Origin of the sequence: Streptomyces varsoviensis (assembly GCF_000718635.1) — a bacterium.
GTDB classification, from domain to species: Bacteria; Actinomycetota; Actinomycetes; order Streptomycetales; family Streptomycetaceae; genus Streptomyces; species Streptomyces varsoviensis.
Window position 1 is genome coordinate 246,409 of sequence record NZ_JOBF01000004.1, and the last position, 20,862, is coordinate 267,270.

Annotated in this window: 17 protein-coding genes and 1 pseudogene; 7 read left to right on the forward strand and 11 right to left on the reverse strand. The window is 72.0% G+C overall.

Annotation, left to right across the window (positions count from 1 at the left end):
* Nucleotides 1–258 precede the first annotated feature (258 nt).
* Nucleotides 259–1,236: a zinc-binding dehydrogenase gene (locus tag IF55_RS09875; RefSeq protein WP_030892797.1), complete on the forward strand. Its 978-nt coding sequence runs from the start codon at nucleotides 259–261 to the stop codon at nucleotides 1,234–1,236.
* A gap of 2,421 nt (nucleotides 1,237–3,657) precedes the next feature.
* Here IF55_RS09875 and IF55_RS09880 read toward each other — a convergent pair.
* The 5 genes and pseudogenes from IF55_RS09880 to IF55_RS09900 all read right to left on the reverse strand — a co-directional run bounded on the left by IF55_RS09880 (nucleotide 3,658) and on the right by IF55_RS09900 (nucleotide 9,222).
* A complete protein-coding gene (locus IF55_RS09880) occupies nucleotides 3,658–4,137 on the reverse strand; it encodes an HIT family protein (RefSeq protein WP_030892091.1) in 480 nt (159 codons plus the stop codon).
* A gap of 80 nt (nucleotides 4,138–4,217) precedes the next feature.
* Nucleotides 4,218–5,702, reverse strand: coding sequence for an MFS transporter (locus tag IF55_RS36955; RefSeq protein ID WP_078644038.1), 1,485 nt, complete (start codon nucleotides 5,700–5,702; stop codon nucleotides 4,218–4,220).
* Nucleotides 5,703–5,968: 266 nt separating this feature from the next.
* Nucleotides 5,969–6,625: pseudogene (locus IF55_RS36960) on the reverse strand (TetR/AcrR family transcriptional regulator); the annotation flags it as partial.
* Nucleotides 6,626–6,690: 65 nt separating this feature from the next.
* Nucleotides 6,691–7,323 (reverse strand): LuxR C-terminal-related transcriptional regulator, encoded by a 633-nt coding sequence (locus IF55_RS09895; protein ID WP_030892100.1) that lies wholly within the window; start codon nucleotides 7,321–7,323, stop codon nucleotides 6,691–6,693.
* Nucleotides 7,324–7,635: 312 nt separating this feature from the next.
* Nucleotides 7,636–9,222: a selenium-binding family protein gene (locus tag IF55_RS09900; RefSeq protein ID WP_245661129.1), complete on the reverse strand. Its 1,587-nt coding sequence runs from the start codon at nucleotides 9,220–9,222 to the stop codon at nucleotides 7,636–7,638.
* A gap of 231 nt (nucleotides 9,223–9,453) precedes the next feature.
* Here IF55_RS09900 and IF55_RS09905 point away from each other — a divergent pair, with 231 nt between their 5' ends.
* Nucleotides 9,454–9,948 carry a hypothetical protein gene (locus tag IF55_RS09905; RefSeq protein ID WP_030892105.1) on the forward strand — a complete coding sequence of 165 codons (495 nt, stop codon included), beginning with the start codon at nucleotides 9,454–9,456 and terminating at the stop codon, nucleotides 9,946–9,948.
* A 217-nt stretch (nucleotides 9,949–10,165) separates the two neighbouring features.
* On the forward strand, nucleotides 10,166–10,477 hold the full coding sequence (locus tag IF55_RS09910; RefSeq protein ID WP_425428517.1) for a hypothetical protein: 312 nt from the start codon (nucleotides 10,166–10,168) through the stop codon (nucleotides 10,475–10,477).
* Nucleotides 10,478–10,950: 473 nt separating this feature from the next.
* Here the strand turns inward: IF55_RS09910 and IF55_RS09915 are convergent, their stop codons facing one another.
* A complete protein-coding gene (locus tag IF55_RS09915; protein ID WP_030892111.1) occupies nucleotides 10,951–11,265 on the reverse strand; it encodes a hypothetical protein in 315 nt (104 codons plus the stop codon).
* A 195-nt stretch (nucleotides 11,266–11,460) separates the two neighbouring features.
* Between IF55_RS09915 and IF55_RS39710 the strand changes: the two genes are divergently transcribed.
* On the forward strand, nucleotides 11,461–12,006 hold the full coding sequence (locus tag IF55_RS39710) for a DUF1707 SHOCT-like domain-containing protein (RefSeq protein WP_106980344.1): 546 nt from the start codon (nucleotides 11,461–11,463) through the stop codon (nucleotides 12,004–12,006).
* A gap of 54 nt (nucleotides 12,007–12,060) precedes the next feature.
* Here IF55_RS39710 and IF55_RS35960 read toward each other — a convergent pair whose 3' ends face one another.
* The 4 genes from IF55_RS35960 to IF55_RS09945 all read right to left on the reverse strand — a co-directional run bounded on the left by IF55_RS35960 (nucleotide 12,061) and on the right by IF55_RS09945 (nucleotide 15,821).
* Nucleotides 12,061–12,540 carry a hypothetical protein gene (locus tag IF55_RS35960; protein WP_030892119.1) on the reverse strand — a complete coding sequence of 160 codons (480 nt, stop codon included), beginning with the start codon at nucleotides 12,538–12,540 and terminating at the stop codon, nucleotides 12,061–12,063.
* Nucleotides 12,541–12,858: 318 nt separating this feature from the next.
* Nucleotides 12,859–13,818: an aldo/keto reductase gene (locus tag IF55_RS09935; RefSeq protein ID WP_030892122.1), complete on the reverse strand. Its 960-nt coding sequence runs from the start codon at nucleotides 13,816–13,818 to the stop codon at nucleotides 12,859–12,861.
* Between the two features lie 174 nt (nucleotides 13,819–13,992).
* Complete coding sequence (locus IF55_RS09940) at nucleotides 13,993–14,985, reverse strand: aldo/keto reductase (protein ID WP_030892125.1); 993 nt, start codon at nucleotides 14,983–14,985, stop codon at nucleotides 13,993–13,995.
* A 224-nt stretch (nucleotides 14,986–15,209) separates the two neighbouring features.
* Nucleotides 15,210–15,821 carry a TetR/AcrR family transcriptional regulator gene (locus IF55_RS09945; RefSeq protein ID WP_030892127.1) on the reverse strand — a complete coding sequence of 204 codons (612 nt, stop codon included), beginning with the start codon at nucleotides 15,819–15,821 and terminating at the stop codon, nucleotides 15,210–15,212.
* A gap of 85 nt (nucleotides 15,822–15,906) precedes the next feature.
* Here IF55_RS09945 and IF55_RS09950 point away from each other — a divergent pair, with 85 nt between their 5' ends.
* Both IF55_RS09950 and IF55_RS09955 read left to right on the forward strand, forming a co-directional pair.
* Nucleotides 15,907–17,439: an MFS transporter gene (locus IF55_RS09950; protein WP_078644040.1), complete on the forward strand. Its 1,533-nt coding sequence runs from the start codon at nucleotides 15,907–15,909 to the stop codon at nucleotides 17,437–17,439.
* A complete protein-coding gene (locus IF55_RS09955; RefSeq protein WP_048831814.1) occupies nucleotides 17,436–18,467 on the forward strand; it encodes a pyridoxamine 5'-phosphate oxidase family protein in 1,032 nt (343 codons plus the stop codon). The genes IF55_RS09950 and IF55_RS09955 overlap by 4 nt, the downstream gene beginning before the upstream one ends.
* Here the strand turns inward: IF55_RS09955 and IF55_RS09960 are convergent.
* The gene (locus IF55_RS09960) at nucleotides 18,406–19,575 is read right to left on the reverse strand and encodes a LysR family transcriptional regulator (RefSeq protein WP_078644018.1); all 1,170 of its coding nucleotides are present in this window, start codon (nucleotides 19,573–19,575) and stop codon (nucleotides 18,406–18,408) included. The two genes, IF55_RS09955 and IF55_RS09960, sit on opposite strands and share 62 nt — an antisense overlap.
* 332 nt (nucleotides 19,576–19,907) lie before the next feature.
* Between IF55_RS09960 and IF55_RS09965 the strand changes: the two genes are divergently transcribed.
* Nucleotides 19,908–20,810 carry a diiron oxygenase gene (locus IF55_RS09965; RefSeq protein ID WP_030892138.1) on the forward strand — a complete coding sequence of 301 codons (903 nt, stop codon included), beginning with the start codon at nucleotides 19,908–19,910 and terminating at the stop codon, nucleotides 20,808–20,810.
* The last annotated feature ends 52 nt before the right edge of the window (nucleotides 20,811–20,862 follow it).

Sequence of the window (20,862 nt, forward strand, 5' to 3'; positions counted from 1 at the left end):
GAGGAGAGGCGGGGAGCGCCGGCTGGGCGTGGTGGAGGGCCGCTGTGGAGGGCTGCCGTAGCGGGGCGCCGTAGAGGGGTGCCGTACAGGGGCGCCGTAGAGGGGTGCTGTAGAGGGGCGCCCGTTGGGCTGTCGCGGGGCGGGGGCCGGCGGCGGAGGCCGGTGGCGGAGGACTGCTGAAGAGGACTGCGAAGAGGACTGGAGACGACCATGACCCCGGACACGAACACGAACAGGACCATCACCATGAACACGACCATGAAGGCGGTGGAGATTAGGAAGTACGGGAGTCCGGAGGGTTTGGCGCTCGTGGACCGGCCGGTGCCGGTGCCGGCCGAGGGTGAGGTGCTGATCGCGACCGAGGCGATCGGCGTGGGCGGCGTGGACGCGGTGATCCGGAGCGGTGCCATGGCCTCGTACGGCTTCAAGGAAGGTCTCATCCCCGGCAGCGAGGTGGCGGGGACCGTGACGGCGGTTGGGGGAGGCGTGGACGCGGCGTGGATCGGCCGGCGCGCGTGGGGGTTCACGGGGCTGTCCGGCGCATACGCCGAGCAGGTGGCCGTACCGATCGAGGAGGTCATGGCGATCCCCGACGCCCTGTCCGCTGACGACGCGGTAACGGTGGGGACCTCCGGGGTGACGACTCACTTCGCCCTCTCCCACGCCCACCTCGCGCCTGGCGAGAAGGTGCTCATCCGCGGGGCGGGCGGCAGCCTGGGCACCCTCCTGGTCCAACTCGCCGCGCTGCGGGGGGCCGGCGCGGTGGCGGTGACGACCTCGTCGCGCGAGCGCGGGGCCAGGCTGCGCGAACTGGGCGCGACGCACGTACTGGACCGCGCGGGTGAGGTCGACCGCGAGGGTGTGGGCGATGACGCTCCGGAGCGTTACGACGTCATCATCGACATCGTCACTGGCCCGGACATGCCGTCGTTCTTCGACAAGCTCACCCCCAACGGCCGCCTGGTAGCCATCGGCATCGTCGCGGGCGCCCCGCCGGCCGACTTCGGCATGAAGCTCATCGCCGCCTTCCAGCAGTCCCTCACCTTCGCCACCTTCAGCGCCGACACCGTCCCGATCACAGACCGCCGCACCGTACGCGCCGAACAATTCGCCGCCGTCACCCGCGGCGAGCTCCGCCCCGTCATCCACGACGTCCTCCCCCTAGCCCAAGCCCCCCTGGCCCACCACAAGATGGACACAGGCGAAGCCTTCGGCCGCATCGTCTTGCGGCCGTGAGGGGTGGGGGTGGGCGTCACTGATCGTCGCTGGGTGGGGCGGTATTGCGCTCGGTTGGCTGCGGCTTTCGTCTCGGACCCTCCGGGTCCAAGGCGCTGGCAGCGGCGCGGGGAGGGGGCCGAGCTGGTGCCGGTTCGCTGCCCGCCGGCCAGTGGGTGCCTGGGGTCAGAGAGGGCTCGCTGCGCTTCGCCGCTGGCTGCTGCCGCGAGGTGGTGGTTGTGCTTGTTCGGGCGTGGCGTCTTGGGGTCTTGCGGCCCAAGGATTCAAGGACGGCGGGGGTTGAGGATGGGCTCCGCTGCGCTGCGCCGAAGGTTGCAGAGTGCGGGTGTGGCGTGGCTTGAGGCTCATGCCGGCGGCGGTCTCGGGGTGGGGCTGGTTTGCGGCCTGCGGCTCGGGTGGGGGTGGGTGTCACGGACGGTCGCTGGGTGGGGCGGTATTGCGCCCGGTTGGCTGCGGCTTTCGTCTCGGACCCTCCGGGTCCAAGGCGCTAGCAGCGGCGGGGGGAGGGGGCCGGGCTGAGGTCCGGTTCGCTGCCCGTCGGCCGGTGGGTGTCTGGGGTTAGAGAGGGCTCGCTGCGCTTCGCCGCTGGCTGCTGCCGCGAAGTGGCCGTGGCCGGTTCGTCGGGTGCGGCTCGAGGAGGGTCGCGCGCCTGTGATCCACGAGAGTTGACAGCGGGCGGTGCGCTGCGCGGCGTGGCCCTTCGGACGCACAGCGGAGCATTGGGGGCAGCGGGCCGGTTCGCCCGCTGCGGGTGTGGCGGCGGTCAAGGTCAAGGACGGCTCCGCTGCGCTCCGCCCTCCGAGTGCGGCCGGGAGGCTCGTACTCGTAGGTAGGGTTGCGCTACCACCCGACAAACGCGCCTTTTCGGACGCGAAATCGGACTGTAGGCCCCCCAGTTGTCTGCTCAACCTTCCGGCCTGGGCGCGGGCTATTGCCGGGGCGTTGCGCCGGGCCTTGGTGGCTACCCGTAGGTAGGGTGTGATTGCCGCCCGGCAAAAGCGCCTTTTCGGGCATGGGATTGGGCGGTAACCCCACCCGGTTGCCCGTTCAACGTCCCAGGCCGGGCATATCGGGCACGTTGAGCGGCGGAGGGGGTTTCCCCACCCTCAGACCCCTGCCTTACGGGCGGAAACAGCACCCGAACGGCCAGCGTCCCCCGGCGCAGCGCAGCGCGCCGCCCCCTGCCGAATCGTCGTGGATCATAGGTCCGCACTTCGCCCCGGGCCGCACCCGACGATCTGGCCTCGGCCACTTCGCGGCAGCAGCCAGCGGCGAAGCGCAGCGAGCCCTCTTTGACCTCAGACACAAACTCACCCGCAGGCAGCGAACCGGACCGCAGCCCGGCCCCCTCCCCCCCGCCGCTGCCAGCGCCTTGGACCCGGAGGGTCCGAGACGAAAGCCGCAGCCAACCGGGCGCAATACCGCCCCACCCAGCGACCGTCCGTGACACCCCCCCCCCCCCGAGCCGCAGGCCGCAAACCAGCCCCGACCCACCCCCCGCCCCCGCTGGCTTGGACCGCAAACCGCAGCACAGCCGCGCGCGCCAGCCACACCCCCTACCCGCAGTGGGCCAACCGACCTCAGCCTCCCCCGCACCCCTCCCATGCTCCGCTGTGGGTCCGAAGGGTCCGAGACGAAAGCCGCGCTTGGCCGGGCGCAGTACCGTCCCACGCGGCAGCAGGGCGCAGCGCCTCCGCTTTGTCGGCCCCGTGCTCAACCAGATAGCCGCGTAGCGCAGCGGAGTGTGCCTTAACCTCAGGCGTCGTCCACCCGCATTCAGCGACCCAGCCTCAAGTCGCACTCGGCCGTCGCCCTTGAATCCTTGGGCCGCGACTCCCCGAACTCCGCAGTCGAACAAGCACAACGACCGCTTCGCGGCAGCAGCCAGCGGCGAAGCGCAGCGAGCCCTCTCTGACCCCAGGCACCCACCGGCCGGCGGGCAGCGAACCGGACCTCAGGCCGGCCCCCTCCCCCTGCCGCTGCCAGCGCTTTGGACCCGGAGGGTCCGAGACGAAAGCCGCAGCCAACCGGGCGCAATACCGCCCCACTCAGCGACGATCCGTGACGCTCGCCCCCACCGAGCTGTAGCCAGCAAGCCGACCCCCAACTCAGCACCAGCATCACCGTCGCTGGCTTGGGCCCGAACCCGCACCCGCGCGTCAGTCCCCTCACCAGTAATTACCAGTAACCGGCGGCGGAGCGCAGCGGAGCTTTCCTTGGCACCAGGCCCGGCCCCGTCCGCACTCGACCACTGCCCCCTTCGCCCCCGCCGCAGTGGGCCTGCCTATGTGCGCCGTAGCTGGTTTCACGTTCGTACGGGGCAATGCCCGCAACGTCGATGGTGCCCTCAGCACTTCCCCGTGGGGCTCAACTCTTCGATGGTTGTTCGCCCTTTACGGTGCTGTGCTCAAACCCCCGCCCTCACGCTGCCGAGCGCAGCCGGTCCAGTTCCTCTGCGATTGCCTCGCGTAGTGGGGTGTGTTGGGGGCCGAGGATGTGTTGGGGGGCGGTCCACTTGGTGTGGGGGTAGAGCCATACCGGCATGTGGACCAGATCGGGGGGTTCCCAGTCGTAGCGGGGCCATATGTGGGCGTGGAGGAAGCCGTCGGTGTTGCCGAGGATTTCGAGGTTGATCCGACGGAAGGCCGCGTCTGTGCGGCGGGAGGCTCGTTCGACCGCTTCGCCGAGTTGGTCCATGTCCGCGAGAAAGGCCAGCCGCTTTTCCTTACGGAGGTCCGAGAGCCTTTCTACCCCGGTGTCGTCTACTAGGAGAACGGAGTAGCCCGGCAGGAACTGCACGTCGCCGATCGCCGCGAAGCCTGCGTCCAGGCGCCGTAGGACTGTGGGGTTTTCGCCGCGTAGGGCGCTTCCGATTCGATCTGTCCGCCAGTCGTCGACCATGGTCAGAAGCTAACCGAGAGACAGAAGCTAGCCGAGAGACAGAAGCTGGCCGACCTTGGTGGAGGCCCAACAGTGGACTTTCAACTGGCCGTGCGTCGATCAGGGGTTGGTTGCCGCGTTGCCGTCGTTTCGCCTGTTCCACGACGGGCCGGGCGGGCCGGGCGGGCCGGGCGGGCCGCACGGGCCAGACGCCCCGGCAGCCGTGACGCGGGCAGCAGGCCGAGGGCGGCGAGGGCGGCCAGGTGTAGCGGGGTGGGGCTCATCGTGGGCGCGGCGGAGCCGGTGGTGCCGGCCGCTACGGCGATGCCGAGGGTCGGGCCGATGTTCACGGCGGTCTGTTTGAGCCCGCCGACGACCCCGGCGTAGCCGGGCGGGGCGTCGCCGACGACGGTTCCGGTGGCGGTGACCATCACGGTGGCGAACCCGGCGCCGATGACGGCGAAGGCCGCGGACATGGCCGGCCACGGGGCGGTCGGGCCGAGGCGGGAGAGCCCCGCGATGCCGGCCACGACGAGGGCCGAGCCGGTGATCGCGGTGTGGCGGGCCCCGTACCGGCGCAGTGCGGCCCCCGCGGCCGGCGCGCCGAGGACCATGAGGGCGGTCATCGGGAGTACGCGCAGACCGCTGGCGAGCGGGTCGAGGCGGAGGGTGTCCTGGAGATAGAACGTGGCCCTGAACAGCGCGCCGAACAGGCCGGCCGTGGTGACCAGCAGCATCGCCATCGACGCTGTCACCGGCGCGGAGCGCGCCACGGCTGGCGGAATGATCGGCTGCGCGGTGCGGCGTTCGTGCCGGATCAGCGCTGTTGCGATGACGGCGGCCGCGAGGAGTTCGAGCAGCGTCGGCGTGGCGGTCCAGCCGCGCGCGGGCACTCCGGCCAAGGCGTGTACCAGGACCGCGAGGGCGATCGCGAGCAGGCCCGCGCCGGTGAGGTTCAGCCGCGGGGAGCCGGTACGTTCGGGTGTGGGTGTGGGTGTGGGTGTGGGCGCGGGGGTTGGCCTCGGTGCGGGTGTTGGCGTCGGTGTGCGTGTCGGTGTCGGTGTCGGCGTACGCATGCCGACGAGAGTGGGGAGGGCGACGGCGGCGGCGGCGAGGGCGAGCGCCACGGGCACGTTGACCCAGAACACGGCGCGCCAGCCCAGGTGCGCCACGAGCAACCCGCCGAGGATCGGCCCGGAACCCGCCGCCACCGCGATAGCGCTAGTGCGGATGGCGATGGGCGTGCCGAGGCGGTCCGCGGGATATGCCAGCCGCAGCAGCGCGAGCGTCGCCGGCTGGAGGAGCGCGCCGAACGCGCCCTGCGCCGCGCGCAGGGCGATCACCCAGCCGACGTTCGGCGCGAGCGCGATGCCGGCGGAGGCGGACCCGAAGCCGAGGACGCCGATGAGCAGCAGGCGCTGGTGCCCGTACCGGTCCCCGAGGCGCCCGGCGATGACGAGCAGCGCGGCCACCGCGACCAGATAGCCGGTGCTCGTCCACTGGATCTGCGCCATGCTCGCGTCGAGGTCGCGCTGCATGCTGGGCTGCGCTACGAGCAGGATGGTGCCGTCCAACGCGACGAGCATCGCCCCGGCCACGCTGACCAGCAGGGCGAGCCGTCGCCGTACGGGCGCGGTCACGGCGCCGCCGACCCGAGCGACCCGAGCGCCCCGGAAGGCCCGAGCGCCCCGGAAGGCCCAAGCGGCCCGGACGGCCCGGACTGCCCGGACGGCCCGAGCGCCCCGGACGGCCCAAGCGCCCCGGACTGCCCGAGCGCCCCGGACGGCCCAAGCGCCCCCAGCAACCCGGCCGCCCCGAATGCCCCGACCGCCCCAGCCGCCCCAAGCACCCCCACCCCCCCAAGATGGGCGTCCAGAACCGCCGTAATGAGCCGCTCTCGATGGCCGTCACCGGCGTCGTTCCCGGCCAACCCTCCACCAGCGAAGGCGAGTTGCAGGCTCCCCCAGGCCCACAACTGCGCGATGCCGTGCAGGTTCGACCACAGGGCGGCAGCGGTTACGGCCGGTGGCGGTGCGGCGGCATCCGACCCGTCGGCGCCTTGTGCGCCACCCCGCTCCGAACGGCAACGGGCGACGAGTTCCGTAAGGCGCCCGAACAGCGGGAGGGTCGACTCGCGCAGTGCGGGCTGGTCCGTTGCCTGCCCCGTGCTGTCGAGCAGGTCGTGCCGGAACATCAGCTCGAACATGCCGCGCCGCTCCAGCGCGTACCCGACATACGCGTGCGCGAGCGCTTCCACCTGGCCGCGCGGCGTCCCGGCCCCGGCGACCGCCGCCTCGAACCGGGCTCCGAGGTCCTCGAAGCCGCGCCGGGCAATGGCCGATAGCAGCGCGTCATGCGTGGGGAAGTACCGCCGCGGCGCCCCGTGCGACACCCCCGCCCGCCGGGCGATCTCCCTCAGTCCTACGGACGCGGAGCCCTCGTCGAGTACGAGCTCCACCCCGACATCGATCAACCGCTCACGAAGGCCGCTCTCACGCTCATCAGTCATAGACACTGTCTACCAGTGCGGCGTAGACAGTGTCTACCGACGTCGTAGGTGCTGTCTACCGGCCCTCAGTCACGCAGATACGCCAGTACCGCCAGTACGCGGCGGTGGCCGTCGGCTGTCGGGGGGAGGTCGAGTTTGCTGAAGATGCTGCTGATGTGCTTGCTGACGGCCGCTTCGCTCACGACGAGGGTGCGGGCGATGGTGGTGTTGGAGTGGCCTTCGGCGATGAGGGCGAGGACTTCGCGTTCGCGGGGCGTGAGGCGGGTCAGCGGGTCGCGGCGGTGGCTGAGCAACTGGCGTACGACGGCGGGGTCGACCACCGTGCCGCCGGCCGCGACGCGGTGGAGCGCGTCGATGAACTCTTCCAGCTTGCCGATCCGCTCCTTGAGCAGATAGCCGACGGCCACCCCGTCCGAAGAGTCGAGCAGTTCGGCCGCGTACGTGCGCTGGATGTACTGGCTGAGCACCAGCACCGGCAGCCCCGGCGTGGCGCGGCGCAGGTCGAGCGCCGCCCGCAGCCCCTCGTCGGTCTGGGTCGGCGGCATTCGTACGTCCGTGACCACGATGTCCGGACGCGTCTCGGCGACGGCCGACAGCAGTGAGTCCGCGTCCCCCACCGCCGCCGTCACCTCGTGGCCGAAGCGCGTGAGCACCCCCGCGAGCCCTTCCCGCAGCAGCAGGCTGTCCTCGGCTATCACCGCCCGGAGAGCCGGCTGGCCCGGCAAACTCCGCAGGTCCCGCGGCTCCGGCGAACCCCGCAGGCCCCACGGCGCCTGCGGATTCCGCAAGTCCTGCGGCTCCTGTGGATTCCGCAAGTCCTGCGGTCCCTGCGAATGCTGCGGGTCCCGGCGGGCCCGGGTCTCCCTGAGAGGTCGCGTCACGTCTCGTCGCCTTCTCTGGGTGCCAGTGCCAGTGCCTGTGCCAGTGCCAGCACCAGCGCCGGTACGGGCACCGGCACCGGCACCGTGTGTTGCGTCCCCTCAGGGTAGTTCCCGCCCACGGCCTCGACTTCACGGATAGCAGTACGAGTCCGACGACGCGTCGCCTCCCTCCAGATGCGTCTGGTGCACGCGCAGGCCCCGGAACTCCTCGCCGTGCGGGAAGAATCGCTCGTCGACGCGGAGGCCGCCGCGTTCGGGGTCCGCGTCGAGTTTGATGAGCCAGGGGTCGATACCGTCGGGGTAGAACTGGTCGTCCCAGGAGCCGTAGAGGGAGTTGGTCAGGTACACCCGGCGGCCGTCGCGGCTGAGTTCGACCATTTGGGGGCCGCCGGTGAGCGGGGTCTGCGGGGCGGCGGGGTGCGGGCGCCTGCCCGTGATGCCGCCGAGGCGTACGGACGCGGTGCGGCGGGGGTGGAAGGGGTCGCCGACGTCGTACTGGAGGAGTTCGCCGGTGCCCCACGCCGATACGTACAGCCAGCGGTCGTCGACCGACAGGTTGATGTCGGTAACGAGCGGCGGCACCGCGCCGAACGGCTGGAGGGCCGGGGGAAGCTCTTCGGTCTTGGCGGGTTCGGCGGGCAGGGTGATGACCTTGCGGGCCGTGTACTCCTCGCCCTCGCGGTGCCACAGCCACACCGACGCCGACAGGTCCGCGACGCTCACGACCACCCCCGCGAACCCCCACGTGGCCCGCGGGTCGTGGGCCGGGCGGAGTTCCAGCACCATCTGGTGCTCGTCGCCCAGGTCCACCCGGTGGCGGTGGCGGCCGGTGTCCAGGTCCCAGAAGTGCAGGGCGTGGCCGTAGCCGCGACCGAGCAGCAGATCCGGGTCGACGCCGTTCTCGATCATCGAGGGGGTGCCCCACTCGCTCGTCACGGCCGTGTTGTGGGCCAGGTGCCACCACACGTCGTACGCGAGGCGCTGCGGCCCGCGGTCGCTCTCCCACGCGCGCCGCACCTCGAAGGTCTCGTGGTCGAGGAGCGCCACGCCGCCGGGCCCGTCCGCGCCGCCGGCGCCGCCGAGGCAGGAGAGGAAGACGCCGTCGGGGCCGCAGTGCAGGGTGTGCGGGCGCGAATAGCCAGCCTTCGCGGCGAGTTCGGCCGCCTCCACGACCTTCACCAGGCGCGGCCGGGCCGGGTCCGGGTGCGTGTCGAAGACATGCAGCCGCGAGGAACGCAACCCTGGCGCGAGCAGATAACGGCGCTCAGGGGCGTGGTGGCCCTCGTGCGCCAGCGCGCTGGAGCAGGCGTTCCAGCCGAAGTGGTGCAACTCGTCGCCGAGGCCGGGCACCTCGGTCATGTGCGTGACCCGGCCGTACGAGGCCGAGCCGGGATCGGTGTCCAGGACGAACAGCGCGTCCGGGCGCCGCGCCGAGCGGTCGAACCCCACCACATACGCCAGCTTCTCCCGCGGCCCGGCCACGGCATCCGCCGGGGAGCGGTAGAGGGTGGGGTCGAGGGGGTGGTTGTGGTTGTTGCTGTGCTCGGGGTCGGGGCCTGGGCCGGAGTTGGGGCCGGGTGCGGAACTGGTGCGGTCGGTGGTCATGCCGGGTCTCCTCGGTCCGTACGCGAAGGGGGCGTGCGCGAAGGGGGCGTGCGGGCCGGGGGTGTGCGGGCCGGGGCGCGCCTCGGGTCCGTTCAGGACGGAGCGTCGCATACGGCATATCGGCTGCCAAGTGGGCGGCGGACCGGACGGTGCCGGCTCGCGATGCGAGCCCGTACGCCGCCCCCGAACAGCGGTCATGGAGCGGCTGATTCGGCAGGGTCGCACGACGCCGTACGAGCGGGAGGTGCGCGTTCCGCGCTCATAATGGACGCGCTCCGGGCGCCGGCAGTGCGGTGCGGAACATCGGAGCCGGAACGAATCGAATGAGATGCGAGGACGCCAGTGAACACGGTACGACGGTGCGATGAGGGTCGGCGCGAGGCCCGCATAGCGGCTTCGGCGCCCGCCGGGCGGCGGGGCCGGGCGGTCGCGGTGCTGGCGTTGCTGCTCGGCGCGCTGGTGGCGGGCGCCCCGGCGGCCGCGTCCGCCGCGCCGGTCCATCAGGCCCTGGCCGTATCCGCGGGGCAGCGGACGGCGGCCGCCGAGGGCACTTCTGCGGCCTCGGGTGCCAAGGGTGCTTCTGCGGCCTCGGGCACTTCGGCCGGCTCCACCGGTTCCACCGGCTCCGCCGCCTCCGCGGCCTCGGTCGCTGCCGCGCCGTCCGCGCAGGTCGCCCTGGCCTCCGCCGAGAAGCCCAAGAAGAAGAAAGCCGGGTTCTTCAAGAAGCTCGGCATCTTCCTGCTGGTGCTGGTCATCGTCATCATCCTGGTGGTGGTGCTGGTGATCTGGCTGATCGTGCGCGCGGTGCGGCGGATGTTCAGCCGTCGGCGCGGCTGAGCGCGTGAGGGCTCCGCGGACCGGGTCCGAGCAGCGGAATTCAGCCGGTTTTCTCACTTGCGCAATTATTGAAGCGTAGGCTTGGCGGTGCGTGGGCGCGCACGGCTGCTCGCCGATGCGGGTGGATGCGCGCGGATGCCGGTCAATGCGCGCGGATGCGCGTGCATGGGCGCCGAGCCGTACGCGCGGCCGTAGATGGCCGTACGCGCGGCCATAAATGGCCGTTCGCGCGGCCGTACATGACGGGTGGGAGATCACGATGGTGTGGGAGGCGGCGGTGCTGGACGGGCCCGCGGACGCGTCGGCCTGGGAGACGGCCGTACTGCGCGGCGGCCCGGCGGACGGCACCCGCATCCAGGTCGCCGGGCGGCCGAGCGTCGTCCAGGTCGTCCGGCAGTGCCCGGCCGAACAGGACGCCGACGGGGGCGACGCCGCCTGGCGCGTACAGGCCCTGTACGTCTACCGCCGCGACCACCGCGGCGGCGACGGCGGCTTCCCGCACTACGGCTTCGACCCGGCCAGCCCCTGAGGCGGCCGGGCCGCCGAGGGGGCCGGGCCGCCGAGGGGGCCGGGTTGCCGAGGCGGCCGGTCCCCTTTGAACCAGGGGCGGTTCCCCCGTGCCGCCCCTTCCGCCGGGCCGCGGGCCGGTCGACACCGGCCCGCGGCCCGAAGCCCCGCTCGTACGGTCCGGAGTCCCATTCGTACGGGCCGGAGTCCCGCTCGTACGGCCGTGCTGCTTGTACGGGCCGAAGCCTCGCTCGTACGGTCCGGAGCCTCGCTTGTACGGCCGTGCTGCTCGTACGGGCCCGAAGCCCCGCTCGTACGGGCCGAAGCCCCGTTCGTACGGGCCGAAGCCCCGTTCGTACGGACCGGCGCCCCGCTCGTACGGCCATGCTGCCCGTACGGGCCTCCGGCACGTATCCGTACTCGTGCCCGTACCGACCGCTCTCCCGTACCGCCTGCTCCCTCGCACCACCCACTGCCCGACCGCCGTGCCGGATGTCAGAAGAGCGGGGGCTCCTCGTGGGGCGGGAGGCCGGAGTCCATGGGGATGCCCTCGGCGGCGGCCATGGCCTCGACGGCCTGGGCCGCCATCACCATGCCGATCTCCTCCAGCGCCTGGATGGACTCGATGACGAGCGCTTCGGCGACCTTGGCCATCTGGTCGCCGGTGCGGTCGCGTTCGGCCAGTTCCGCTTCGTCGGCCGGTACCCGGAGCTCGGTCACGCGCGCCGCCAGGCGGTCGTGGCGGTCCTCAAGCTCAAGGACCCTGCGGACGGCCCGCAGGATCTCCTCATCGGTCGGGCGATCGGCCATGTCTGTCTCCTCCGTAGGGGTGTCGCACCTGGTGAACGCGGGGAAGGCCGCGTGCGTCGACCACCCCCCGCCCTATTGTGATCGGCATCTCGGAGCGGGCGCGGCGGACCCCTGGCGCCTCGCCGCGGCCCGCGTACGCTGGACGGCCGAGGAGATCGCCGACAGGCGGTTTCCGCAGGTGGAACTAGGCGAGGGGTGAGTGTTCCAGTGGGGAGTCTGCCGGGCGTACGGGCCAGTACGCGGGAGCGGGACCAGGCGATCGAGGCGTTGACCGAGCACGTGGTGGAGGGGCGGCTCACGGACGCGGAGTTCGAAGCCCGTTCGGACAAGGCCCGCTCCGCCGCCTCCCGTGACGAACTGCTGGGGCTCTTCGACGACTTGCCGCAGCCGCGCCCCGCCTTCGACGCGGCGGCGGAGCCGGGCCTTCCGGCCCGGACGGCCGACCAGGCGTCGGCTCCGTTGGCTCCGGCGACGCGGGCCGGCGGGCTCGACGGGCTCGACGGGCTGGACGAGGCCAGTGGGGCCGGGGACAGCTCTCCGGCGGCGCGGGGGCAGGGCGGGGCGGCGCCCGCGAAGCTCAGCGGGGCTGCGGCCGCGGCCGTCTACGGGATGTTCCCGGCGGCCGGCGTCATCGCGGTGGTGCTGATGGTCCTCACCGGGTCCTGGTACTGGCTGCTCATCGTGCCGCCGGTGGCGTACGGGGCGCGCCAAGTGGTCAAGAAGCGGCGCGGGCGGGACTGACCGCCGGGGGCGGCGGGGCCGACCGCGGGGCACTGTGGCCCGTACGGCCCCCGGTCACGGGTGGTAGTGCTCGGCGATCGTGGTGGCGACGCCGTTCTTCACGGTGGCGCGGACCTTGACGGCGTCCGTCTTCGCGGCCTTCATGAGCTGCTTGAGGGTGCACGGCGTGGTGCCGTCGCCCTTGCTGTCGATGGTGACGTTGCCATCGGGGCCACCGCAGATGGCCGCAGCGCCGAGCACCTTGGTGTGCGGCCCGACGTGGAAGCCCTGCTCCATACCGGACTTGGGGGCCACGGTCACCTTGCCGGGCGCGAGGTACTTGAGGGTGCCCCGCCACGTACCGCTGACGCCGGTGGCGTCGGCGCCCTCGGGGCTGACGGTGGTGACGCGGTGGGCCCCCGCTGCCGACGCGTGGTCGGGCGCGGGCGCGGCGTCGCTGACGGTCGCCGTCAGGCCGATGGCCGCCGCGGCGATGACGGAGGCGACGACGGCGCGGCGGACCCGGTGGCGTCCGTAGGTGCTGGTGAAGGACATATGGGTAGCCCCCTTGAACTGGCTCGGGCTGGTGAAGTGGCTCGGGCTGGCGGTCGGTCGATCTTGACCCCCAGCCTGCCCCGGCCCCTTGGCGATCCACTAACGCACGGCTAACGGACGCGATCGAGCCCGAGGCCAAACCCGAGGCCGAGCCCGAGGCCGAGCCCGAGCCCGCAGTCGATCCCGCAGCCGAGCCACACCCGAGCCGAACCCGAGCCACACTCGAGCCGAACCCGAGCCCGCCTCCCGTCGTACTGGCCCCGTCGTACCCGCCCCGTCGTACTCGCCCCGTCGTACTCGCCCCGACCGCCTGCCTGGTCAGGACGAGGCCGTCGTCAAAGCCTGTAGCTCGGCGTCCGACAGGCGCAGGTCCTGCGCGGCGAGGAGCGCCGGCAACTGCTCGACGGTGCGTGCGGAGGCGATTGGTGCGGTCACGGTCGGCTGCCGCGCGAGCCAGGCCAGCGCCACGGTGGCCATCTCCACCCCGCGCGCCGTCGCGACCTGCTCCAGCGCGTCGAGCACCTTCACGCCGCGTTCGGTGTCCGCGTAGCCGCCGGCGAGTCCGGGAAGGTCGCGTACGTTCTCGGTGGTCCTCCCGGGGCGGTACTTGCCGGTGAGGAAGCCGGAGGCCAGTGCGAAGTACGGAACGCAGGCCAGCCCTTCGCGCCGCACGATCTCCCGCCGCGCTCCCTCGTAGGTATCGCGTGAGACGAGGTTGTACGGCGGTTGCAGAGCCACGTAGCGGGACAGCCCTTCGCGATCGGAGAAGGCCAGCGACGCGGAAAGCCGTTCGGGGCTGATGTTGGAGGCCGCGATGGCGCGCACCTTGCCGGCCTTCACGAGGTCGTCGAGGGCGGTGATGATCTCGTCCACCGGGATGGATTCGTCCCGGTCGAAATGGGTGTAGTAGAGGTCGATGTGGTCCGTACGCAGTCGCCGCAGGGACTCCTCGGCAGCGGCCTTGATGGTGGCGGCTGCCAGACCCATGTGCTCCGGATGGTCGCCGACCTTGGTCGCGACGACCACGTCGTCGCGGTTGCGGCGGGTGGCGAGCCATTCGCCGATGATGGTCTCGGACTGTCCCGGCTCGTTGCCCTGCTCGGGAAAGTGATGCATGTACGAGTCGGCGGTGTCGAGGAAATTGCCGCCCGCGGCGAAGTAGGCGTCGAGCACCGCGAACGACTGGGTCTTGTCGGCCGTCCAGCCGAAGACGTTGCCGCCAAGGCAGAGGGGGGAAACGAGGAGGCCGGATGAGCTGAGCGGGCGAAGTTCAGTCATGGCAGGATCAACGTGCGTACGGTTGCCCGAAGTTCCTCGCCGCCCGTATCTCCCATTTCCGCGCACCCGCTTCAGTCCCTGCTCCAGTCCGTGCTTCAGTGTCCGCTTCAGCCCCTGCTTCAGTGTCCGCTTCAGCCCCTGCTCCAGTACCCGCTTCAGTACCCGCTCCAGTACCTAGCCCCGAGCGACCTCGGCGGTGTGCGCGGGGATGTAGCGCTCGCCCATCACCTGGTCGCTCAGCGGGGCCAGCGCGGCCAGGGCCTCGGCGTCCAGGGCGAGTTCCAGCGCGGCCGCGTTCTGCTCCAGCCGGGCCGGGCTGCGGGTGCCCGGAATGGTCGCGATCTGGGCCCCGAGCCGCTCGGCCTGGGCGTACACCCAGGCCAGCGCCGTCTGGGCCGGGGTGGCACCGAGCCGGTCGGCCACCTCGCGCACGGTCTGCGCGATCTTCTCGTTGGCCTCGCCCGCCGCGCCGGAGAAGCGGGGGTTGGTGCGCCGGAAGTCCTTCTCGCCCAGGGCGGAGCGGTTCAGGGCGCCGGTCAGGAACCCGCGCCCCAGCGGCGAGTACGGCACCAGCCCGACGCCCAGCTCGGCCAGCACCGGGGTGACCGCCTCGACGTCGCGGGTCCACAGCGAGTACTCGCTCTGCACAGCGGCGATCGGGTGCACCGCGTGCGCCCGGCGCAGCAGCTCGCCGTCGACCTCGGACAGGCCCAGATGGCGGACCTTGCCCGCCTCGACCAGCTCGGCCATCGCCCCGACCGTCTCCTCGATCTCCACGTCCTGGGGCGGGCGGTGGGCGTAGTACAGGTCGATCACCTCGACGCCCAGCCGCAGCAGCGAGGCGTCGCAGGAGCGCAGTACGTAGTCCCGGGCGCCGCGGATGCGGCGGGACCGGTCGCCGGCGCTGCGGTCGATGCCGAACTTGGTGGCCACCTGCACCTGGTCCCGGCGGCCGTGGATGGCCCGGCCCACCAGTACCTCGTTGTGCCCGGTGCCGTAGGAGTCGGAGGTGTCCAGGAACGTGATGCCCAGCTCCAGGGCCCGGTCGATGGTGGCCATGCCGCCGTCCCAGTCGGCGGCGCCGTAGCTCTCGCTCATCCCCATGCACCCCAGGCCCATCGCGCTGACGGTGAGACCGGACGAGCCGAGCGTGGTTCGGGTGATCATGCGCGGGCACTCCTCCTGCCCGGCGGGCCGGGCGGTACCTCGATCGAGGGCTGACGAACGCCCTCGACGCTAGGACTTGGAGCGCGCTCGAAGTCAAGCCGGACGACCGGCCCCCACCGGACGTCGGCCCCCGCCGACCGTGGCCTCAGTGGATTTCAGCCCTCAGCGGCCTCAGCGGCTTTCAGCCCTCAGCGGCCTCACCGGCCTTCAGCCCTCAGCGGCCTTCAGCCCTCAGCGGTCCCAGCGGCCCCCGCCACCGCCGCGTCCAGGAGGAGTTCGGCGGTCGCCCGGGCGTCTTCGCCCGCCGTGGGGTCGCCGTCGATGGCGGTGATGGTGGTGGCGCCTTCGATGAGGATGAGGAGTCGGCGGGCGAGGGGGGCCGGGTTCGCGATGTCCGCCTCGGTGAGGAGGCGTTCGAGCAGGTCGCGGTAGCGGGCGAGGTGGAGGCGGGGGAGTTGGCGTACGGGCCCGTCCTGGTGGCGGGTTTCGACGGCCGTGTTGACGACGGCGCAGCCGCGGTAGCCGTCGCGCGCGTACCAGACGGTGAGCAGGTCGAAGAGGGCCAGCACCCGCTCCCGGCCGGGGGCCGTCGCCGCGAGCTGGTCGGTGAGCCAGAGGTGGATGCGGTCGCTGCGGTCTCGCAGGGCCGCTTCGACCAGGCCGTCCTTGGAGCCGAAGTTGCGGTAGATCGTCAGCTTCGAGGCCCCGGCGTGCTGGGCGATCTCGTCGACGCCGACGTCGTGCACGCCCCGCTCGTAGAAGAGCTGTACGGCGCTGGCGAGTACGCGGGCGCGGGTGGCGCGCGGGTCGATCGTGGTTCCTGCCTTCACTGGCATACGGACATTCTACGCAACGGCCGGGCGAGAAGGTAACGTACCGTTTCACTTCCTAGAGATGGTCCCGTACGGTATCTTCTCTTTCATGACGCCTGTGTCGCCTGCGCCGCCGCCCGGCCTGCCGGTCCCCGTCCGGCGGCTGTGGGCGGCCGTGCTCTTCGGGTACATGGCGCTCGGCGCCACCCTCCAGTCGCTGCCGTCCTACGTCGTCCAGCACTTCCACGGCGGGCCGCTGATCGCCGGCACCGTCGTGGGCATCGCCTTCCTCGCCACCGCCTGCGCCCGGCCCTTCGCCGGCCGGCTCGCCGACGCCGGGTTCGCCCGGCCGGTCGTGGCGACCGGCGGCGTACTCGGCGCGATCGGCGGCGCCGGCCACCTCGTCGCCCCCAACCCCGGCACCCTGATCGTCGCCCGGCTGGTCATGGGCGTGGGCGAGGCCGCGCTGTTCTCGGGCGCCATCCCCTGGGTGCTCGCCGACACCCCGCCCCAGCGCCGCGGCCGGGTCGCGGGCTGGTTCGGCCTCTCCATGTGGGGCGGGCTCGCGCTCGGCCCCGTCGTCGCCGTCGGCCTCAACCACCTCAGCGGCTACCGCGGCGTGTGGTGGGGCGTCATCGTCCTCGGCATCGCCTCCGCCGCCCTCGTCCTCACCACCGCCGGCGACAACCGCGACGGCGACGGACTCTCCCCCCTCCCCAAGAGCTTCCGCGAGATCGTGCCCGTCGGCGCCTCCCTCCCCGGCCTGGCCTTCGGCCTCTCCAGCTACGGCTACGGAACCGTCAACGCCCTGCTCGTCCTGCATCTGCACCACGACGGCATCGGCGGCGACAGCGCCGCGCTCGCCGTCTTCGCCGCCGGATTCCTGCTCGCCCGCGCCCTCGGCTCGCCCCTCGTCGACCGCAAGGGCGGGGTACGCGTGGCCCTCGGCTCCCTCGTCGTCGAAGCCGTCGGGCTCCTGCTCGTCGCCGGTACGGGCAACGAAGTCCTCGCGCTCGCCGGCACCGTGCTCGCCGGCGCGGGCGTCGCCCTCATGTACCCCGCGACGGTCGCCATGACCCTGCACCGCACGGGCGCCCTGCGGCCGGGCACCTCCGTCGGCGTCATGACCTCCTACTGGGACCTCGGCATCATGGCCGCCGGCCCGATCGGCGGACTGATCGCCGGGCACGCCGGCTACCCCACCGCCTTCGCGGTCGCCGCCGCCACGACCGTACTCAGCCTGCTCGTCGTCGCCACCGCCCTGCGCAACCCCGGGGCGGGGGCCGCCGGTGCCGCCGGTGCCGCCGGGGCGGGCGGGCAGCCGACGCGCGCCGCGGCGCCTGCGCGCGACGCGACGCCCAAGTCGGACGGCCGCTCGGCTACGGACGGCCGCTCGGCCAAGGACGATCGCTCGGCTACGGACGTACGCTCGGCTACGGACGTACGCCCGGCCACGGACGCCCGCCTGGCGACCGACGTCCGTCCAGCAGTCGGCGACCGTTCCGCGGCGAAGGACCGCCCCGCGGTGAGCGACCGCCCCTCGGCGAAGGACCGCCCTGCGACGAGCGACCGCCCCTCGGCTGGTGGCGGCACCGCCGCGGGGGAGGCCGCTGCGCCGACGGCCGGCCGGGGGCCCGCGTGAGTTCCGCGCCCCGGGGGCGTACGGCCTCCGCCTCGGCCCCCCGAGGCTCCGCCTCGCCCGGGGGCATCTACCACGAGGGCGAACGGGCCGTTCAGCGCGCCGCGGGGGTGGAGGCGGAGGCCGACAGGGTCGCCGTCATCCACGGCACGCGCGTCGAGCTGATGGCCCAGGCGTTCCTGTCGTCGGTGTCCTGCGTCGCGCTGGGCGCGGCCGACGCCGAGGGCCGGATGTGGGCGTCGGTGCTGCTGGGGCAGCCGGGGTTCGTACGGGCCTCACCCGGCTCGGTGCGCATCCTCGGGCGGGCGACGGGGGCGAACCACTCCGCTGCCGCCGGCGACACCAGTGCTGCTGGGGAGACTGACGCCCCCGAACTTCCCGCCGGCGATCTCAGCCCCCAGGACCCCATAGGCCCCCGCCTCCCCGGCGACCGTCTCGGCCTCATCGCCATGGACTTCACCCGCCGGCGCCGGCTGCGCGTCAACGGGCGGGTGCGCGCCTGGGGCCCGGGGCTGATCGAGCTGGGGGTGGACGAGGCGTACGGGAACTGCCCCCGCTTCATCCACCGGCGCTCCCTCGACCCCGGACTCCTCGCCCACGCCCATGACGATGCCCAGGCCCGTAAACTCTCCACCCGCACCGAACTGGACCACTCTGACTCGGAGTTGATCGGCCGGTCCGACACCCTGTTCATCGCGACGAAGCACCCGGAAGCCGGGGCCGACGTCTCGCACCGGGGCGGGCCGGCCGGCTTTCTGCGGGTGGCCGGGCCGAACCGCGTCCAGTTGCCGGACTACGCGGGCAACGCCATGTTCAACACGCTCGGAAACCTGTGGAGCGACCCCCGCGTCGGCCTGGTCCTGCGCGACTTCTCCACGGGCGACACGGTCCAGCTCACCGGCCGCGCGTCCATCGAGCACGAACCGCCCCGCACCGTATGGGGGTTGGAGGTCGAGCGCGTCGTCGACATCACCGTCGATCGAGTGGTACGGACCCGGAGCGCACGGGCTCCCGGCGACGCACCGTGGTGAACGCCCCGCCGACGGGCGTGGTCAACGCCCCGCCGACGCGCGGCGGCGGCCTGCCGTCGCGCGCGGAGCCCCGGCGCACGGCGCCTTGGCGCGCGGCTCCCTGGTGCGCCTCCCCTTGGCGCGCGGCGGCGTCCGGCACAGTGGCAGTGGCAGTGGCGGCGCCGGGCGCCACCGCGTCCGGCGCGGTCGCGTGCAGCGTGGTGGGGTGCAGCGGGTCGCATACGGGCCCGCTCTTGGTCCGGGCGCGGGCGAGGGCCACGAAGCGCGGGGTGAGGGGGTGCGGGCGCACCGCGTCCCAGCAGAGCCGGACCGGCAGCGGCGGCGCGTCCCTGACCGGCCGGTACACGACCCAGGGGTGGGGGTGCAGACAGGGCGTCAGCGCGCTGGAGAGTCCGATCCCGCGCCCGGCGGCGATGGCCTCCAGCCACTCCTCCAGGTTGTGCACGCCGATGACCGGCCGGTCGGTGCTCTCGCCGTCCTTCCAGATGGTGCGCATCGTGGTGCCGGAGATGATGTTGAGTACGAGCGGGTCGTGCCGGATGTCGTCCAGGGTCACCTCGCGCAGCACCGCCGCCGGGTGTCCTTTGGGCAGGGCGGCGACGCGTGATTCCTCGTACAGCAGCACGTGTTTGATGCTCGGGTCGGACAGCGTGCCGCGCAGGATCGCGGCGTGGCTGCGGCCGTCCTCCAGTCCGGCGTACGGCACGTCGTCGATGCGGCGCAACTCCACCCGCGCGCCCGGGTTCTGCTCCTCGAACTCCTTGATCAGCGGCGCGGTGTCGCGGCCCAGCGCGTTCCAGGAGAAGCCGACGCGGAGCGTCGACTGGCGGGAGGCGGTGGCCTTGACGGCGTCGTCGGCGGCGGCCACGGCGCGCGCCGCATAGGGCAGGAAGCGTTCGCCCGCCGCCGATAACGACACGCCATTATGTCCGCGTTCGATCAGCTTTTGGCCGACGATGTGTTCCATTTGCGCAATGGTCCGGCTGAGCGCCGACTGAGAGGCCCAGAGCGCCTCGGCGGCCCCCCGGAAACTGCGGTGCTCGACCAGCGTGAGAAAAGATCGTAAGTGCCTGAGTTCAAGATCAGAACTTCCGCTGAGCTTCGCCATCTATCGTCTCCCCCGTCTTTCACCTGGGCCGATGCGTCTCGCGCATCACCCTTGCGATCTTGGCACTTCCCGGGTCCGACTCTCCGTGACTAGTGTGTGGCGCATGGCCGGGCCGCCTTTACGGTGGGCCCCCGCACACCACGCCAGCAAGGTACTCCCCAGAGGTACGTGTCGCCAGCACACATGTATGTCCGCGCTGCGAAGATCGCGTTAACGGTAATCCGGATGCCCGGACGCATGCCCATGTCCGGCCGTCGGCATGCGTTTTAGTTCTGGTTAGTTCCGGTTGTTCCGGCATTCGCCGCCGAGTGGCACAGCAAAGGAGAGAGTGTATGGCCGCCGTCGACACCCTGGCCACCAAAAGGTTCGAGAAAATCCTGGCCAGGCTCCAGGAAAAGGCCATCCAGGACTATTACAACCCTTACAAGACCTTCGCCTGGCCCGCCACGCTCCCCACCGATCTGCCCTGGATGACCCGCGAGCTGACCAGCACCTACGGAACGGCTGCCGGAGCCGAGCTGGACGCGGCCCAGTTGACCGAGCTGAGCCGCTGGGAGAGCGTCAACTTCTACAGCCTGAACGTGCACGGCATCCGCGAACTGCTCACCGAGGTGGTCAACCGCATCCATATGCCGGGGTTCGAGGTGCCCTCGGACTTCTTCCACCATTTCATCGGCGAAGAGAACGAACACATGTGGTTCTTCGCCGAATTCTGCCTGCGCTACGGCGGAAAGCTCTACCCCACCGCGGTGCCCTTCAAGGGGGCCGCCGCGGGCGGCACCGACGTCGACGTGGAACACTTCCTGGTGTTCTCGCGCATCCTCCTCTTCGAGGAGATCGTCGACCACTACAACCTGACCATGGCGGACGACGAATCCCTCCACGACACCATCCGCCAGGTCAACCGGATACACCACCGCGACGAATCCCGGCACATCGCCTTCGGCCGCGAACTGGTCTCGCTGCTCTACGAACCGCTGCGCGCACGCCTCGACGCCCCGCGCCGCCGCGAGATCGCGGACTATCTGAAGCGCTACATCACCTACAGCCTGCAGTCCTTCTACAACCCGCAGGTCTACAAGGACGCCGGCATCAGCGACCCGCTGGCATTCCGCCGGCGCGTCCTGGAGGACCCCGCGCGCCGGGCCCACGAGCGTAAAGCCGTGCGCAAACCGATGGGATTCTTCACAAGGGCCGGGATATTCGAGGACGAGGAACTGCCGGCCGTCGCCTGACGCGGGCCGCAGAACGACGCGATAAACAACGTCCCGCTTCCCGCGGGGCCAG

Bases quoted from the DNA above. Each gene is read 5' to 3' on its own strand.
- IF55_RS36955 (WP_078644038.1), bottom strand. From the start codon at position 5,702: ATGCTCGTCGCGTTGGACGGCACCATCCTGCTCGTAGCGCAGCCCAGC.
- IF55_RS09950 (WP_078644040.1), top strand. From the start codon at position 15,907: ATGACGCCTGTGTCGCCTGCGCCGCCGCCCGGCCTGCCGGTCCCCGTC.
- IF55_RS09960 (WP_078644018.1), bottom strand. From the start codon at position 19,575: ATGGCGAAGCTCAGCGGAAGTTCTGATCTTGAACTCAGGCACTTACGA.
- IF55_RS09910 (WP_425428517.1), top strand. From the start codon at position 10,166: ATGGCCGTTCGCGCGGCCGTACATGACGGGTGGGAGATCACGATGGTG.
- IF55_RS35960 (WP_030892119.1), bottom strand. From the start codon at position 12,540: ATGTCCTTCACCAGCACCTACGGACGCCACCGGGTCCGCCGCGCCGTC.
- IF55_RS09900 (WP_245661129.1), bottom strand. From the start codon at position 9,222: ATGCGACGCTCCGTCCTGAACGGACCCGAGGCGCGCCCCGGCCCGCAC.
- IF55_RS09940 (WP_030892125.1), bottom strand. From the start codon at position 14,985: ATGATCACCCGAACCACGCTCGGCTCGTCCGGTCTCACCGTCAGCGCG.
- IF55_RS09875 (WP_030892797.1), top strand. From the start codon at position 259: ATGAAGGCGGTGGAGATTAGGAAGTACGGGAGTCCGGAGGGTTTGGCG.
- IF55_RS09880 (WP_030892091.1), bottom strand. From the start codon at position 4,137: ATGGTCGACGACTGGCGGACAGATCGAATCGGAAGCGCCCTACGCGGC.
- IF55_RS09945 (WP_030892127.1), bottom strand. From the start codon at position 15,821: ATGCCAGTGAAGGCAGGAACCACGATCGACCCGCGCGCCACCCGCGCC.
- IF55_RS09935 (WP_030892122.1), bottom strand. From the start codon at position 13,818: ATGACTGAACTTCGCCCGCTCAGCTCATCCGGCCTCCTCGTTTCCCCC.
- IF55_RS09965 (WP_030892138.1), top strand. From the start codon at position 19,908: ATGGCCGCCGTCGACACCCTGGCCACCAAAAGGTTCGAGAAAATCCTG.
- IF55_RS09915 (WP_030892111.1), bottom strand. From the start codon at position 11,265: ATGGCCGATCGCCCGACCGATGAGGAGATCCTGCGGGCCGTCCGCAGG.